Here is a 16070-nt window from a genome sequence, read left to right on the forward strand (position 1 = left end):
TAGGTCGACAAAAAGGTTTGAATTTTTGGTCAAAATGAATATTTTTATGGTTAATTTCGTTCAATAAATAGATAATAGTAAAGGCAAGTAGGTAGGCTATTACATGGATCCAAGCAATATTACTTTAGACAATATACTTTTCAATTATTACTCATTTGGTAGTTTGCTCGTTGTAGTCTTAACTTTTTTACTGGGATTTTTCTTCTTAACTCTAAAAGGTAAAACTGCGGCAACTTATCAGCTCGGAATCGGTATGGTGCTCATGTGCCTATTCCAGATGGGATATTTCCTTGCTGCATTTATCTACCATCCAATCAGCGCATACCATCGATGGATAACTGTCGGTATAATTCTGCCATTGATTTTGCATTTGGGTCAGTTCCTTCTAAGATGGCCAAGCAACGAAAACAAAAAACTTGCAGACATCATGCTGATAGTAAACTGGATCATTGCGATTGTCGCTACAGTTTATTTTGTTTATTCGACAACTTCTAGTGATAAGATTTATCACTTCACAGCGCATCATTGGGACTTTGATGCCGTTAACCCTTCAAAATATCTAAGCTTTATCATTTCCTTTTCCATCGTTGTCAATTTTATAATTCTTCCTATTTGGAGAGCCTTCCATCTTCAAGGAAGGAAGCGATGGACATTAGTTGCTTATATGACTTCACTTCTAATTGGGTCGGGAATTCCGAATACATTAAACGTGCTAAGTCGAGATGGGTCTATTGAAAGGTCAACGTATCTAACCGCACTCGTTTTACTTCTTTATTTTGCATTCTTTCTGATCACAGTCATCTTCATCAATTCTAGTACAGAACGTACGACTTTCATGATCAAGATTGTGGGAATCTCACTTGTTACGGTGATGTTGATCTTCGAACAGCTCGCTCTAATCTATGATCAAGAGAAAGAAGATCAGTACAACAAAATTAGTATTGCAACAATCAAGAAAGCATTAGCCGAAGACAGTATTCCCGATAGCATTAGCTTTGTTATATCCTATCCAAAAGACAGCTCAGGACTTGTTTACAAAAAATACAATCCAGAGATTCGATTGGATCTTCCAATGGTCAAGACAGATATGGAGAATAGTCGAATATTCGAAGATATCTCCAATCTCAATGCTAAGGGTTTTCGTTCTCGATTGAAATATTTATTGGAATCCACTGGCGCTGAATTTGAAGGTTACAAACTTTCAACGCTTCAATTCCTTGATGATAATCAATCGCTCAGCGATGAAGATCTCAAATCAGCGATTTTTGAATTTTTTAATAAAATCAACAAAACGACATTCGTTGCATCAAGTAAACTCGGAGATATGCCAGCAGATGAGAATTTCTGTAAGAATGCAGTTGCATTTATTGAGAAAACTCAAGGTCTTGATTCTTTCGAAGTTGCGATAAATAAGAAATTGCAAGATTGCAAATGGGAAGGCGCTGAACTAGAAACGGCAGAACTAAGAAGCCAAATACTGAAGTATTTTCGCTACTTTAAATCAGCAGAAACACGACATTATCGAAAGAGTTTATCATCTATAGAGCATTATGTTGCGTTCATGATCTACAATCCGAAAGACAAGTCTATGGTTGAAGTAGGTTTGCCATATGTAGAATATAGAAAAGTGATGAATCGTTCAGCTCAGAAAGAAATGATGCTAATGTTTGTTGCATTGCTTGTTCTATTGGTTGCTTTTCCTTTATTCTTCAAAATCAGTCTTGTGACACCACTCAACGAATTACTCTCAGGTGTTGAGAAAGTAAATGATGGTGATCTAGATGTGAAAGTTCCTATTCATGTAAATGATGAAGTTGGATTCCTTGCTGACTCCTTTAACAAAATGGTTTCCTCTATAAAGGAAGCAAGACGTCAATTGGAAGATTACGCAGAGAATCTAGAACAAAAAGTTCAAGAAAGAACCAAAGAAGTTCAAGAAAAAATGGAAGAAGTCCAGAAGTTGAAAGTTCAACAAGATGGTGACTATTTCCTTACTTCTCTTCTTGCGAAACCATTGTATTTCAACGCAAATAAATCGAAATTCATTCAAACAGACTTTTTTGTAAAACAAAAGAAAACATTTGAGTTCAGAAAGAAGACTGGTGATCTTGGTGGAGATATTTCAGTTACGGGTAACCTAAAGTTAGGTGGATCTGAGAACTTTCGTAGATACACTGTTGCGATCAATGGGGATGCCATGGGCAAATCCATGCAAGGAGCCGGCGGTTCTCTAGTTATGGGAGTTGTAATGAACTCGATCATGGCAAGATCTGCTGGTAACAAAAGAATTCTAAACAGAACTCCAGAAGAATGGCTAGCAGACGTTTACGAAGAAACCAACTCCGTATTCAAATCGTTCAATGGCACCATGGTTATTTCTGCCACAATCTTCATGGTTGATGATGAGACAGGAGAAGTATGGTATTTCAATGCAGAGCATCCTTTTACAGTATTGTATAGAGATGGTAAAGCTTCTTTTATTGAGAAAGAGCTTCTCTTAAGAAAATTAGGATTGGATTCCGAAATACCTTTTGAAGTGAGAAAATTCCAACTTCTTCCGGGCGACACAATCATCATGGGAACAGATGGAAGGGATGATATTGATTTAACTCCCGATCAAGATTTCCGCACTATGAACGAAGATGAAGAGATCTTCTTGAAACATGTCGAAGAAGCCCAAGCTGATATTTACAAAATTGAAGAAATCCTAAGAAGTAAAGGAGATCTAACGGACGACTTATCGTTGTTACGTTTAAATTTTCAACACGATGGGCATAGCAAACAAGATTCTAATGATGGGATTGCAGCACTAGAATCCGAACATTCAGAACTCGATGGAAGTTCTGGAGATAGCTTCAGTCCTGATGAATCTGAAGAATGGGAACGAAAATATACTACTGAAGGTGCATACGACGAGGGCAGAAAATTATACAAACAAGGTGAGATTGAATCTGCCATTGAAGTTATGTATAAAGCTTATTCAGCAGATAATACCGACCCCAAGCTTAATAAATTATTGAGCTTACTTACATTCAAAGGTCGTGATTATGATAAAGCTGTAGATGTTCTTGATGTTTATCTCAAGCAAGATCCTGATGCAGGTGAGTTTTGGTACTATTTGTCCGTTGCTCAGAAAAAGTTGGGTGATTACCAGAGAGCTCTAGATGCTGGAATGAAATCTTATAGTTTTCAACAGGATTTTTTGTCCAATCTCATCAATATTGCCGACCTCAATCGATTGCTCGGTAATATGGATGAATCTAGAGATTTTGCTAAGAAAGCAGAATCCATTGAGCCTGATAACAAAAATGTAAAAAAACTGTTTCAACTTATAGAGAAAAATGTCTAAATTCAGGCTTGCAAATTTTGTTGGATAGTAGCCAATGGAAGAGATTTTATGAACAGGAGTTAAAATGAAATTGATCAGATATGCAATTCTCGGAATATCGTTTCTCGTAATTACCGCAACGAGCCAAGCGCAAGATGCGGACCCGATTCTAGGTAAATACATTCCTCCAGAAAAAGATTCCGTTATCGAAATCTTCAAATGTGGTGATAAAATATGTGGAAGAACTTTTTGTATCAAAGACAATGCATATCCTGCGGATTCCAAGCATGGAACACCAGGAACACCATATCTGGATCACAACAATCCTGATCCAAAACTCAAAACTCGCCCTAACCTAGGCATGCAATTCTTGAGTGGATTCAAAGCTGAGAGCGGAGGCAAATATGCAGACGGTAAAGTTTACAATCCAAGAGATGGTAAAACTTACTGTGCAAAAATGGAACTTCAAGGCAACAAATTGGAACTTAGAGGACATCTTTGTATCTCGTCTTGGCTTGGTAAAACCAACGTATGGAATAGAATGTCTGGCTTGAATCTCAATGATAAAGCTTGGGATTGTATGAAATAATTCATCCAATCTGGACTGAATTTATAAAACCCAACTTAGGTTTCCTAGTTGGGTTTTTTTGTAATTTCCTTGTTCATTTATCATAAGTTTAAATTATTAAAGAATCGTAATATTATATGACTCTTTTGATTATCTACCTATTCATCTCACTCTTTACTTCATCTATTTGTTCAGTTATGGAAGCTGTGCTATTATCCATTCCCATGTCTTTTTTAAGAACCAAATCTGATGGCGGTAACAAATCTGCAGCAGATCTAATCAAATTCAAGGTAGATATAGATAAACCTCTCTCAGCAATTCTCTCTCTGAATACAGTGGCGCACACGGTTGGTGCGGCGGGGGTAGGAGCTCAGGCAACCAAGGTTTTTGGTGAAGCATACTTTGGAATTGTCTCGGCAGTATTAACAATATTGATATTAGTTCTTACAGAAATAATTCCAAAAACAATGGGTGCCAATTATAGCAAAGAGATATATGGAATATCATCTAAAATAATCAAATCTATGATATTCTTCACCTATCCCTTAGTTTGGTTATCATCAATTCTCACCAAATTGCTTGCTCGAGAGAAATCAGAATTAACCACAAGCAGGGAAGAAATTTCAGCACTTGCAATTATTGGAACAGAAGAAGGGGTATTTGCTGATAAAGAAAATAAAATCATTCAGAATCTAATTCAACTGAAAAGCTTGCGAATTAAAGAAGTCATGACACCGAGAATTGTTGTTGTTACCGCAAATGAAGATATGACTTTCCAGGAATTTTTACAAAACAAAGAATTTCTGCATTTTTCCAGGATTCCAATCTTTCAAGAAAACAAAGATCATATAACCGGTTATGTATTTCGTGGTCTGGTCTTCGAGAAGTTGGCGGAAGGTCAGCTGAGTCATACTTTGAAAGATATCAAACGGGATATCGTAACCTTCCCTAAAGATATTACTTTATTTGATGCTTGGGAAGAAATGCTTCACAAAAAAGAGCATATTTCCCTAGTTATGGATGAATATGGAGGAATGGATGGAATTGTAACTTTGGAAGATATCATCGAGTCGTTGCTAGGTTTTGAGATTGTGGATGAGAAAGACAGAGTGGACGATATGCAACAATATGCTCTGAAGAGATGGAAGGAAAAACAAAAGAAATACGAGCTATTGAATATAGATAAGTGATTTAGAAAGCTTCATCGATATTTATTTCCAAAAAGCTCATCGCCAAGCCTCTTCCATAAGTTTGAATCCTTCTATGTCAAATTTTTTTAAATCTGATCGAGCAAAGGGGAAATAATCATTTTTACCTAGATAAGCTTCTGAGAGTTCAGCGAAGTATTCGGACAAGTTATTCATTGCATATGGTTTCTATCAACAGGTTGGTTCATTATGAAAAAATATAGTAGGTACCTTCCCTGGTTTCACCCAACCTACTTCACAAGATCCATATGTCGTATGTCGTGTCCTGTGTTCAATCGAACAAGCTCTTCGGCAACGTTGACCGCATAGTCACCAATTCTTTCCATACTGGTTATCATACGATAGACATCGGCAAATTCTTTTTTATCCATATCAGGATAGTCAACAAATTTACGAAAAGCTTCGTCGCAGAGACCATTGAGTTCTTCTTCTAATGTATTGACCGATCCCATGAATCTTTCTTTCTCTTCAACCAGGGATTCCACTGCCATTCCCGCAAGTGTTACAACGCGAGAAAGAATCTTACACATCACTTCATCTTTAGTAAATAATGTTTTTCGAATATGACCGTTCTTGAATACAGCAGCAACGTTTACTACCTGATCTCCTAGCCTTTCTATATTTCTAGTTATACGGATACAGGATAGAGCAAAGCGAAGTGGATCTTTCTTAAGGATGATCTCATCACTGACATTACCCATGCCCATCACATTTCTTGAAGCGATCGCTTCGAGGATTGCATTCTGAGAAAGGTTGTCGTTTTCTTTTTCTAATTCATCAATTCGATCATCGCGTTCAATGATGGATTCAGCCAAGCTATAGTCATCGCCTTCTAAGGCGTCGCCCAGTAAGAAGACTTGTTCAAGAACAAGTTCCGCCATATTGTATAGATTCTTACGAAGGTAAAAGAATTTGGATATAGCTTGGTTGGTAGCATCCATGATTTATACAACGCTCAGCTCAGAAATTTCTTCAGCAGTGAGAATCTTTTCAATATCAATGAGAATGATAAACCGATTGTCCTTCTTGCCAACACCAATTATGTAACGGCTAGAAATACCTTTTACGGAAGGGGGCGGAGGATCAATCTGAGCCTGAGGAAAATGGACTACATGGGACACTTTGTCCACAATGATACCGACAGATTTCCCACCTAACTTAATCACTATCGCACGATCGGGCGCTTTATCTTCCGCTAATTTAATATTCAATTTTTTGGAGAGATCGATCATCCGAACAACTTTGCCACGAATGTCCATGATCCCAGCAAAAAAACTCTTGGATTTTGGAACCCGAATCAAGTTGGAAATTTTTACTATTTCTTCAACAATGGATATAGGTATCGCGTATTCTTCATCACCTAAATTAAAGATGATGTATTGATCGTTCATCTGTTTGTTCGAGATTTTGCTCATTTTTAAAAACGGGTATAACCGTTATAGAAAAAGAATGAACCCAGGGATAGAAATGACAACACTTTTAAAAGTAGAGGATCTCTTTTTCTTAAGGCCCAATCCATTCCGCCAGAAAAAAAGCCGAATGCACCCAAAGCCAATCCCAAAATTACGTAATCAAACCAGTAGTTGTAAACAAAATATGCCAATCCGAAGCCTAGCAGAATATCGTGAGTTTCTGCCCAAAATCTTCTTCGAAATCTTACCCAGAATGGATCGCGGTAGATTCGCCTCTCCATTCTTCTGCGTTTCCACTTTTGGAACCATGACTCTCTACGAATTCCAAAAATGGAATCATACTTGGTAGATAGCGGAAGTCCACTCTGGTATCCCGCGAAATCTTCTTGTTGGTATATACCTCTCCCAACTCGCCTTTCAATGACTTTGCCAAGCGGTGTAAGGGAGATTTCGTATGCTCCACCAATTGTGTCCAGGAGATCAGCATCTGGGATACAGGAAAATATATCCTTAAAAGGTCTAACCTTTCGGGATATTGGATAATTCCTGCCACTTGTGATGTCTTTTTCTTTGATTATACTGCCATTTTTGATTGTGGCAGAATAGATTTTGCCGTTTTCATTGGCAATTTCTAGAGAAATACGAACGAGCTTTTCGTGAAAATTGAAATCTGCTTCTAAAACGTCACCGTCTGGAGTTGTCGCCTTAACTGAGCGAGTAAAACCAGGAAGCTGCGAATTCTGCTTCTTCCACCAACTCCTGTATGTTTCTAAAACATGTAGCTCCATAGAGAGAGTATCGGAGAAGGTGGAAAATTGCTTAACGAATTCGATTATTTCTTCTTATGTCTGTTCGCTCTTCTTTTTTTCTTTCTCTTGTGCGTGGATATTTTTCTTCTTTTTCTCTTCTTACCGGAAGGCATTCAACACTCCTTTAGTCCTGTTGGATCAGGATTTTATTCTAGGTATTTTTGTAAACTTCGATTTTTCTTCATCTGGGCTAACATGGATTTTATATCGTTTAGCCCATCTTTAGAGGACACGAACAAAACGTCCTCTTCCTCTACTACGACCAGGTTTTCAACTCCCAAAAATGCGACGAGGTCTTTTCGAACAGATGAAACAATTCCTTTTGAATTATAATATACTGTCTCTTTACCTTGGTGTTGATTGCCTTCTTTAGATGAAGGTAGAATTCGCTCCAAAGAAAGCCATGAACCCACATCATCCCATTGGAAACTAGCAGGCACCATTGCAATCGATTTGGATTTCTCCATAATAGCAATATCAACAGGTAAGGAAGGAATCAGTCGAAATGCTTCCCCCAATCCACCCAGATTCTTAAAAGGAAAACCCCGCTCTAAAGGTCCAATGATTTCTGGACAATATTTCCGGAACTCGTCTAGAATCATGGAAGTTTTCCAAACAAATATTCCAGGATTCCAATAAAAATTCGGTTTCTTGATGTATTTGCCTGCAGTCTTGATATCAGGCTTCTCAACAAATTCTTTTACTTCGAGAGCTGATCCTTGAGCCTTGCCTGTGGCAATATATCCATATCCAATCTCTGGACGGTTGGGCTTAATACCAAGAAGAACAAGATTGTTGCTTGCTTCTCCAATTGCAATCTTGACTGTCTTTGTAAATTCCTTAGCTGGTTCAATAAAGGCATCAGCGGAAAGTACAACTTGCACTGGATCATTGAACAACTTTTGGAAATGGAGACTCGCTAATGCTATGATCGGAGCTGTGTTTTTGCCTTCAGGCTCAATGATAAAATTCTTCTCAGGAAAAGATTTCTCCTGTTCCAAAATTGCTTTCTTAAGAACAGCATTTGTTCCAATAAAAATCCGATCCAAACTTGTGAGAGTGAGAGCTCGATCAATGGTTTCTCTGAGAAGAGTTTTGTTGGAGTAAACTTTGCGAAGCTGCTTGGGAGTATTCGTTCTAGACCTTGGCCAGAACCGTTCTCCCTTGCCGCCCGCCATAATCAATATAACGGGTTTGTCTGAATCTTTCAAGCGTCAGCAGACTCCTTCGGCGGTTCTTCCACATGGAAACGAATGGGTTTCGCAGGTATGATTGTGGAAATTGCATGTTTGTATATTAGATTTTGCTTAGTTTCATTTTCTAATATAATTGTAAAATTATCAAAGCTGACAACTCGACCTTTAAGTGGTACACCATTGAGTAAATAAATTGTAAGATCTACTTTTTCTTTTCTAGCTGTGTTGAGAAGCTGATCTTGAATATTGTTTTTTGCGGACATTGTGCTATTTCCATTTTATTTATTTTTTACTAGCAACTGAAATTCTCGAAGACTCTCCATAGCAAAATCCCAACTTACACTGTTCAGCAGAGGTTCCTTTCGAAACCAAGTGATCTGCTTCTTCGCATAATTACGATGGGCCTTGGCAATATCTTCGTAGAATGAATCTACGCTGGTCTTACTGTCTAGAAAGTCAATCGCAAAATTGTATCCTATAGATCTTAGACCAGGACAATCACGTCCGTATTTCTCTAAGATAAATTTTGTTTCTTCTATCATTGGATCAATCAATTGCTTCGCACGATAGTTGATACGGTCATATAAGATCGCTCGATCCCAATCAAGAAAGTATCCGATGGTCTTCGTATTCGGATGCTCCTTTAGAAATCCACCTTGGATATTTTTCTTATGATCCGACCAGAGTCCGCCTGCAAGATTCACTTCCAATGCTCGCCTATATCTATAGAAGTCGTTGGGCTGAATGGATTGGTAGGCTTCTATATCGACAGCTTTTAGTTTGGCTTCAACTTCTGAATCTGAATAACCTTCCAGCTCATTGCGAATAGAATCCGGAATATCTGGAACAGGATACATTCCATAGAGAAAAGCTTTTAAGTAAAAACCTGTTCCCACAACAAGAATAGGAATCTTCGAGCGCTTTCTGATCTCGACTATAGCATTCGAGGCAAGTCTCGAAAAAGATTTGGCATCCACTGAAATCTTAGGGGATAAATATCCCACCAAATGATGGGGCATCAAATTCAGTTCTTCCTGAGTTGGTTGCGTTGTGCCGATTGGCATCTCCGCATAAACTTGCCTAGAATCAAATGATACAACTTCGAATATCGACGAATCCAGTTGTGTTACAAGATTCGTCTTTCCAGATCCAGTCGGTCCTGCAAGTAGAATTAGATGAGAAAAGGGATCACCCTTATCATAATCCATCTAAACTTCTTTATTCTTCCTCGCGCTCTTCTGTTTCTTCCTCAGCTGTTTCTTCGACTTCTTCCTCATCAACTAATGCATCCTCTTCATCCGCAAGTACTGGAGGTGCTTCTTCATCTTCGACATCATACTCTGATGATTTCAATGCAGCTTGTCGTGATTTGATTGCGGGTTTTGCTAATTGATCGGATCCACATTTAGGGCAAATTTTATCCGGCTTGTTGAGATCATAGAATTTCGTTCCGCAATTGTAGCAGGCAAATTTCTTGCCAAGTGGATTGCTTGATTCAGAGACGGACGTTGATTCTTTCTTGACAGTTGCTTTCGGAGAAACTTTCTTAACTGATGCTTTCTTTGCAGAAGGTGTGGAGACGGACGAGGTCTTAGATTTTTTAGCAGGGGAAGTCTTTTTCGGGACTGCCTTTTTTACTTTCTTTTTAACTGCCATAGTTTTGGTTTTTAGACTCACTTTTTCGCTTAATTCCAAAAAATAATTGGAAAAAAGCCATTTTGTTTATATATTACTAAATGGGTTTTTAATCAAACCTTTTATCTGACTTTAGTTTTTTATTCGACTCTTTTTACCGAAGCCTTTTCATCGAATTCAAGCATGATAAAACTCAGCGTAAATGTGAACAAAATAGCAACTCTTCGAAACTCACGAGGTGGCAATCATCCGGACATTCTCGACTTATCTCAGAAAATTTTGGACTATGGAGCTCATGGAATCACAATCCATCCGAGAGAAGACGAAAGGCATATCAGAACAGATGATATAAAACCACTGCGAGACTTGGTAACACACTACAATCAGCAAACGTCTGTCAGTCGTGAATTTAATATTGAAGGAGAACCGTCTGAACGGTTCTTGCAGATCATTCTAGATCACAAGCCAGACCAAGCAACATTGGTTCCCGTTAAACCAGGTGAGATTACATCCGATCACGGTTTCCAATTTCCTCAAGATAGTGAGAGACTCCAACCAATCGTAGCTGCGATCAAGAAGGCTGGGATTCGTGTCTCGATTTTCGTAGAAGCTGGAGTTCAGAATTTACAAATAGCAAAAGATTTGGGAGTAGATAGGATTGAATTTTATACAGGACCTTTTGCGGAGCGATTCGATAGAAATCCCAATGATGGCAAGGCTATGTTTACTCGTTTCGACTATTCAGCAAGAGAGGCAATCAGCAAAGGTTTAGAGATCAATGCAGGACATGACCTCGATCACAAGAACTTAGAATTGTTCCGTGCTCTTCCTGGACTCAAAGAAGTGTCGATAGGGCATAGGCTTATATCTCAAGCCTTGGAATGGGGTTTGGAAAAAACTATCAAGACTTACTTAGAAGTTCTAAATGGAAAATAAATTGTCCAAAATCTTAAGAATTTGTCTGGGCTACAAGTATAATGGATATTAATGGCTAAAATTTTACATACAAGCGATCTTCACTTTTCCAAAGATGATTTGGATTACTGTCTTGATGTCTGGAAAGAAATTCTTGACATCGGAACAAATAACAATGTCGAAGCATTAATAATATCTGGAGATGTTTTTAATACCTTTCAAGACTTGATTGAGGCACGAGAACCTTTTGTCCAAGCGACTTCGAATATTGATTATCCAATCTATTGTATTTCTGGAAATCATGAATATCTTGGTCTTAACAATAGATCCTTAGGTTCCTATGACTTGGGTAAAATCCATTGGATTCATTCCCAATCATTTCAAATTTTTGAATCAAGATCCAAGAGTTGGGAGCTGGTTGCGATTCCCTACTCTACAAAATATTCTGACTATCGCGATTGGAAGATTCCAACCAAATCCAAGCCCCGCATCATTATGGCTCATGGATTGATTCCTGAAATTCTTCCTTATACAGGTCCCGATGAAGAAGAAGGCGACCATATCATTGAGCTGGATATGTTAGCACGATTCAATCCTGATTATGTTGCTCTTGGTCATATTCATCGTAGAACAGTAGAAAGGTTACAGAACCTTCCCATTTACTATCCAGGCTCTCCGAGAGTTTGGAGAAAAGGTGAAAAGTTCGAAAGATCCGTCAATCTAATCAATATTGATGATTCTGGTTCTATAAATACGAAACCAATTACTGTCGAAAAGGCCGGTCAATTTATTGCGCTCGAATGGAATTTAGATGTGAATGGAACTCTACCTGTTATAGATCTAGCAAATACTTATAAAGCTCAAGATTATATTTATGTTGATGTATTAGGATTTTCTGATAAAGAATCAAACATCAATCAACAAATGGATCAGATAAAAAATATTTGGGATAAAAAGTTTAGAAAATTCGAAATTAGTTCAAGCAACGTTCGATACCTCGAAGGAATTTCTGATCTTAGTTTAGTTCAGAAATTTCTAAAAACTTGGGAATCAAAAAAGCCAGATTCTACTAATGAAGCCCAAACACATAGATGGATACGCGCAAGACAGATTGGACTAGAAGCAATCGCAAATGCAGTTGAGGGTTCCAAATGATTCAATCACTCAGTTTAGACAAATTTGGAAAGTTCACCAATAAATCCTTCAAACTAGGTAAGATGAATTTTTTCCTAGGGAAAAATGAAGCAGGTAAATCAACCATATTTGACGCATTTATTGTTGCCCTGACCAAGCCCAGTGGAACGAGTAAAGAAGGCAAAAGAATCAAAGCTAGGTATGGCGATAAACCAATTTGTTCTGCATCGGCTAGTACCAATGAAGAACTGGATTCGGTAGAATTTTTGAATCTTCATACAATTAAGGCAGGTGAGATAGGAATGGATTTCACGGATCAGAGTTGGATGGAGAATCTCAAATCAAAGCTCTTCTCAGGAGGAATTGATCCAACACCTATCATTCAAAAATTGAGTAAAAATTTCCAAACAACCGGTAGTCTCTCACATATGAGGGTATATAATGAATTGATTGAAGAAAGTAAAAAACTTCAAGAAAGTATTAGAGAATTAGAAAATTCTAAAAAATCAATTCTTTCCGATAATGCCGATTTGGAACAGCTCCAATCCAAAAAAGAATCCATTTCCCTTCAGAAAGAATCATCTCAGAAAAAATTGGAATCAATATCTCATGAATTGGATAATCAAGACAAAATTCGAGAACGAATCAAATTAACAGAAATATATCACCTAATCGAAAAATGGAACGCATCTAAATCAACTCTACAGTCCCTCGAAAAATTTTCTATAGATAAAGCTCAGGAATTCCAAGACATTGATTTCAAAAAAATAAAATTGAAATCAAATATTGATTCATTCGAAAAGCAGAAAAATGATATCAATAACAGAATTGGACAACTCGATATTGAAATAGAAGAAAAACGGAATCAATTCGAAGCTGACAATTCCAAAAATCAAATTGCATTAAATATTCGAAATAAAATTCAAGAACTAATTCTAAAACCAATTCAAACAACCATTATAAGATGGATCTATTGGTTGCTTGGTTTGGGAATTTTGTCCTTACTGGGCGGAACCGCACTAACTGGACATCACGTAATCTATAGATCTGATCTTTTGATCTACGGACTTGTTTTACTTTTTATGGGTGTGATTCTTATCATTCTATCCTATAAGAAAGAACAAATCGCCGATTCTGAAGCTACAAGAGAGAAGCTCAATCAACTTTCCAATGAATGGAATATTGCATGTCGATCCAATTCAAAATTTCAGACGCCTGAAGAACTTCAAAACCAAATACTCATTTTTTTGGATGATCGGAAGAGCTTTGAATTGGAAATTAAAAATCTTAGTGAGAAATTTCTAGATTTCAAAAAACAATTGAAAACTATAGAAGATTCGCTCACGACATTACAAAAAGAACTTCAATCAATTGAAGCTCAAGAAAAAGAAATTCTCCAGTCTCTTCAAGTTTCTTCCAAGCAGGAATATGAATTGCAGCGAACTAAATACCGAAGCGCAAAAGATTTATATCAGAATATTAACGAACAGATACAAACTAAATTACAAGGTAAAGATACAAATTCAATACTCCTAGAAACGAAGAGAAAATTGGATAAACTGGATGAATTAGGCATTGCTCAGCAAGGATTAGATGAAGCTGCCTATATTCAATTGAAAAATCAAAAATTGAATTTAGAATCTCAGATTCAGAAAATCAAATCTGAAGAGTACTCCCTTCAATCACAGTCGTTTGAGAAAAAAGTCCTAATGGAAGCAGGACTCGAGCCTCTCAGTTTGAGACTTACCCAAGAATTTGATCGACTACATATTGTTAAATCAGAATTGGAAAAATTGGAAATCGAAAGAGAAGCATCAAAAATTGCTCATGATTTATTTCAAGATATTGCAGAAGAAACCAACGATGTATTTGCTTCTCTATCAGATGAGATCTCTAAATCGAGCAAGATTTTATTTGGTGCAGATCGAAGGGTTGAGATTCAAAATTTGTCAGGAAGCAAAAAACCTATAAAAAACAAAGAATCTGCAATTGCAGTTGAAGATGAAGGTGGTGCAATGAGAGGAATTGACCATCTATCTCTGGGAACTAGGGATTCTTTCTATGTTGCAACCAAACTTGCTCTCTGCGAAAAGAACGATCCTCAACTCAAATTCTTCCTCATGGATGAGCCATTTTTATCTCTAGATGAGGCAAGAATTGGTAAGGCTCTACTTGTTTTGAAAAATTATGTAGAAGAAAAAGGCTGGCAAATAGTAATACTGAGCAAGGAAGAATCCTTGCTCAAGCAATTACGGGAAAATTTCGATATTCCCGTAAATGAAATTATTCTAGATTAGCTTGTCCGTTTAACAACGATAAAGCTAATGTCATCAAGAATTTCTCGTTCACCCATAAACTCGCGTAGATCCGAATACATTTCCTTAATGATTTCGGTTGCTGGTTTATGGGCGACTTCTTCAAATTTCTTAACCAATCTTTCATGACCATAGAAATGCTTAGCCATGTTCTCAGCTTCAGTTACACCATCTGTATAACCTAAGAATGCATCGCCTACATTGAAAGCGAATTCTTTCTCTGAAACCATTGCTTCAATATTATCCGTTAAACCTACATAGATTCCTAGATCTGCTGTATCCACTACTTCGGCTTTTTTACTTCCCGATTTCATAAAAAGAAAATCTTCATGTTGTCCCGTTAGGTGAATTTTTCCATTATTGTATCTAAACAAAGATAGCGTTAGGTTTCTTGAGTCATTCATCCTGCCGTTGATGTTGCCATACAAAACGCCATTTATGCTATTCAACATATCGGATAGACTTGAACCATCTCGCTCAAGTGCAGTACGATAAGATGATTGCGCCATCATCATCACGACACCTGATTGAAGACCATGTCCTGTTACATCGCCAATTGCAAAATAAGTTGATCCATCTTTCATCGGATAACAATCGTAGTAGTCTCCTCCCACTTCATCCGCTGCTTCCATCATGGCTGCAACTTCTAAGCCTGGACAAGAATTGGTTTCAAGATCCGTTGGTAGCACCATCGCTTGAAGTTGTCTTGCAACGTCTAGTTCCATTCCAAGTCGCATGTTCTCTTGTAGAATTGCTTTCTTTTCTGTATCAAACATCAAATTAGCTTGCCGCTTTGCTGTTTCGTTTGCGTTCTGAATGGAATATATGATCAAAAATACAGTCGCACCCATATAAAAGGTTTTTAGAATAATTCCCATCGGTGCAACAGAGATTAGAATAAATTTACTTCCGGCTGCAGTCATCGCGGGCGCAAGAACATCAGTATATTCTTTTAACATAGCCATGATTGGTGTAATATCAGCATAAAAGTATATCATCAATCCGCCATATTGAATCAGAGCTAAAGCTCCAGCAAAATATATCACAGATCTCCGATTTCTAATTGAAGCAAGAGCAACTAATGTAAAATACAAAAATCCCATTGCACCACTGTAAATATGCATTGGATTCTTCGATGTATCAGCGAGAAACCATAGAATAGTTGTAAGTAGTGTGATCTCCAAAAAACTAGCAGTGTATTTTATAGTTGGGTAATAAACTTTTTCTTTTGTAGATTTGCGCAGGAAAAAAGTTACGAATATATTAAAAAAGAAAAGTATCGAAATGGCAGTCATCTGAAAATATGCTTCGTGAACCGGCCTTCCGCCAATTTGAGACATAATAGTAAAAACTGCTAGCATGGTTATGAAGAAAAATCGAAACTTCGAAGCGAAAACCTCAGCCCGTATCTCACCTTCGACCTGGATTTCATGTAATTGCTTCTTCCAATAATCTGTTAATTGAAATCGGTATCCCTTATCTTCATCTTCTGTTGTATTTTGCTCGTTTGCCATTGATTCGATCCCGGACTCTAGAATTTATTTACGAGT

The 16070-nt window shown here is 37.4% G+C and carries 15 protein-coding genes; 6 read left to right on the plus strand and 9 right to left on the minus strand.

Features of this window, described 5'->3' with window-relative positions; translation table 11 throughout:
• Positions 1 to 103 precede the first annotated feature (103 nt).
• The 3 genes from O4O04_RS17065 (at position 104) to O4O04_RS17075 (ending at position 5086) form a co-directional block, all read left to right on the plus strand.
• Positions 104 to 3349, plus strand: coding sequence for a SpoIIE family protein phosphatase (locus O4O04_RS17065; RefSeq protein WP_272532981.1), 3246 nt, complete (start codon positions 104 to 106; stop codon positions 3347 to 3349).
• 64 nt (positions 3350 to 3413) lie between these two features.
• Positions 3414 to 3917 (plus strand): DUF2147 domain-containing protein, encoded by a 504-nt coding sequence (locus O4O04_RS17070; protein ID WP_272532982.1) that lies wholly within the window; start codon positions 3414 to 3416, stop codon positions 3915 to 3917.
• A gap of 116 nt (positions 3918 to 4033) precedes the next feature.
• Entirely contained in the window at positions 4034 to 5086 is a 1053-nt protein-coding gene (locus tag O4O04_RS17075; protein ID WP_272532983.1) for a CNNM domain-containing protein, read from the plus strand.
• Positions 5087 to 5122: 36 nt separating this feature from the next.
• Here O4O04_RS17075 and O4O04_RS17080 read toward each other — a convergent pair whose 3' ends face one another.
• The 8 genes from O4O04_RS17080 to O4O04_RS17115 all read right to left on the minus strand — a co-directional run bounded on the left by O4O04_RS17080 (position 5123) and on the right by O4O04_RS17115 (position 10177).
• Entirely contained in the window at positions 5123 to 5260 is a 138-nt protein-coding gene (locus O4O04_RS17080; RefSeq protein ID WP_272532984.1) for a hypothetical protein, read from the minus strand.
• Between the two features lie 74 nt (positions 5261 to 5334).
• Complete coding sequence (locus O4O04_RS17085; RefSeq protein WP_272532985.1) at positions 5335 to 6045, minus strand: phosphate signaling complex PhoU family protein; 711 nt, start codon at positions 6043 to 6045, stop codon at positions 5335 to 5337.
• A 3-nt stretch (positions 6046 to 6048) separates the two neighbouring features.
• Positions 6049 to 6519 (minus strand): chemotaxis protein CheW, encoded by a 471-nt coding sequence (locus tag O4O04_RS17090; RefSeq protein ID WP_272532986.1) that lies wholly within the window; start codon positions 6517 to 6519, stop codon positions 6049 to 6051.
• 2 nt (positions 6520 to 6521) lie between these two features.
• A complete protein-coding gene (locus tag O4O04_RS17095) occupies positions 6522 to 7304 on the minus strand; it encodes a hypothetical protein (protein WP_272532987.1) in 783 nt (260 codons plus the stop codon).
• Positions 7305 to 7471: 167 nt separating this feature from the next.
• The gene (locus O4O04_RS17100; protein WP_272536134.1) at positions 7472 to 8503 is read right to left on the minus strand and encodes a mannose-1-phosphate guanylyltransferase; all 1032 of its coding nucleotides are present in this window, start codon (positions 8501 to 8503) and stop codon (positions 7472 to 7474) included.
• Between the two features lie 29 nt (positions 8504 to 8532).
• Positions 8533 to 8784, minus strand: a complete 252-nt coding sequence (hfq, locus tag O4O04_RS17105; protein ID WP_272532988.1) for an RNA chaperone Hfq — start codon at positions 8782 to 8784, stop codon at positions 8533 to 8535.
• 15 nt (positions 8785 to 8799) lie between these two features.
• Positions 8800 to 9729: a tRNA (adenosine(37)-N6)-dimethylallyltransferase MiaA gene (gene miaA, locus O4O04_RS17110; protein ID WP_272532989.1), complete on the minus strand. Its 930-nt coding sequence runs from the start codon at positions 9727 to 9729 to the stop codon at positions 8800 to 8802.
• Positions 9730 to 9739: 10 nt separating this feature from the next.
• Positions 9740 to 10177: an FYDLN acid domain-containing protein gene (locus O4O04_RS17115; RefSeq protein WP_272536135.1), complete on the minus strand. Its 438-nt coding sequence runs from the start codon at positions 10175 to 10177 to the stop codon at positions 9740 to 9742.
• Between the two features lie 162 nt (positions 10178 to 10339).
• On the opposite strand from O4O04_RS17115, the gene O4O04_RS17120 reads away from it, so the two are divergent.
• Genes O4O04_RS17120 through O4O04_RS17130 form a run of 3 tightly spaced genes read left to right on the plus strand, consistent with a single transcriptional unit; the run spans position 10340 to position 14502 of the window.
• The gene (locus O4O04_RS17120) at positions 10340 to 11092 is read left to right on the plus strand and encodes a pyridoxine 5'-phosphate synthase (protein WP_272532990.1); all 753 of its coding nucleotides are present in this window, start codon (positions 10340 to 10342) and stop codon (positions 11090 to 11092) included.
• Between the two features lie 51 nt (positions 11093 to 11143).
• Positions 11144 to 12226: a metallophosphoesterase family protein gene (locus O4O04_RS17125; protein ID WP_272532991.1), complete on the plus strand. Its 1083-nt coding sequence runs from the start codon at positions 11144 to 11146 to the stop codon at positions 12224 to 12226.
• Positions 12223 to 14502, plus strand: a complete 2280-nt coding sequence (locus tag O4O04_RS17130; protein ID WP_272532992.1) for an ATP-binding protein — start codon at positions 12223 to 12225, stop codon at positions 14500 to 14502. Before O4O04_RS17125 ends, O4O04_RS17130 begins: the two co-directional genes overlap by 4 nt.
• Here O4O04_RS17130 and O4O04_RS17135 read toward each other — a convergent pair.
• Complete coding sequence (locus tag O4O04_RS17135; protein ID WP_272532993.1) at positions 14499 to 16034, minus strand: PP2C family protein-serine/threonine phosphatase; 1536 nt, start codon at positions 16032 to 16034, stop codon at positions 14499 to 14501. The two genes, O4O04_RS17130 and O4O04_RS17135, sit on opposite strands and share 4 nt — an antisense overlap.
• Between the last annotated feature and the right edge of the window lie 36 nt (positions 16035 to 16070).

It is taken from the genome of Leptospira sp. GIMC2001 (assembly GCF_028462125.1).
Lineage (GTDB): Bacteria > Spirochaetota > Leptospiria > Leptospirales > Leptospiraceae.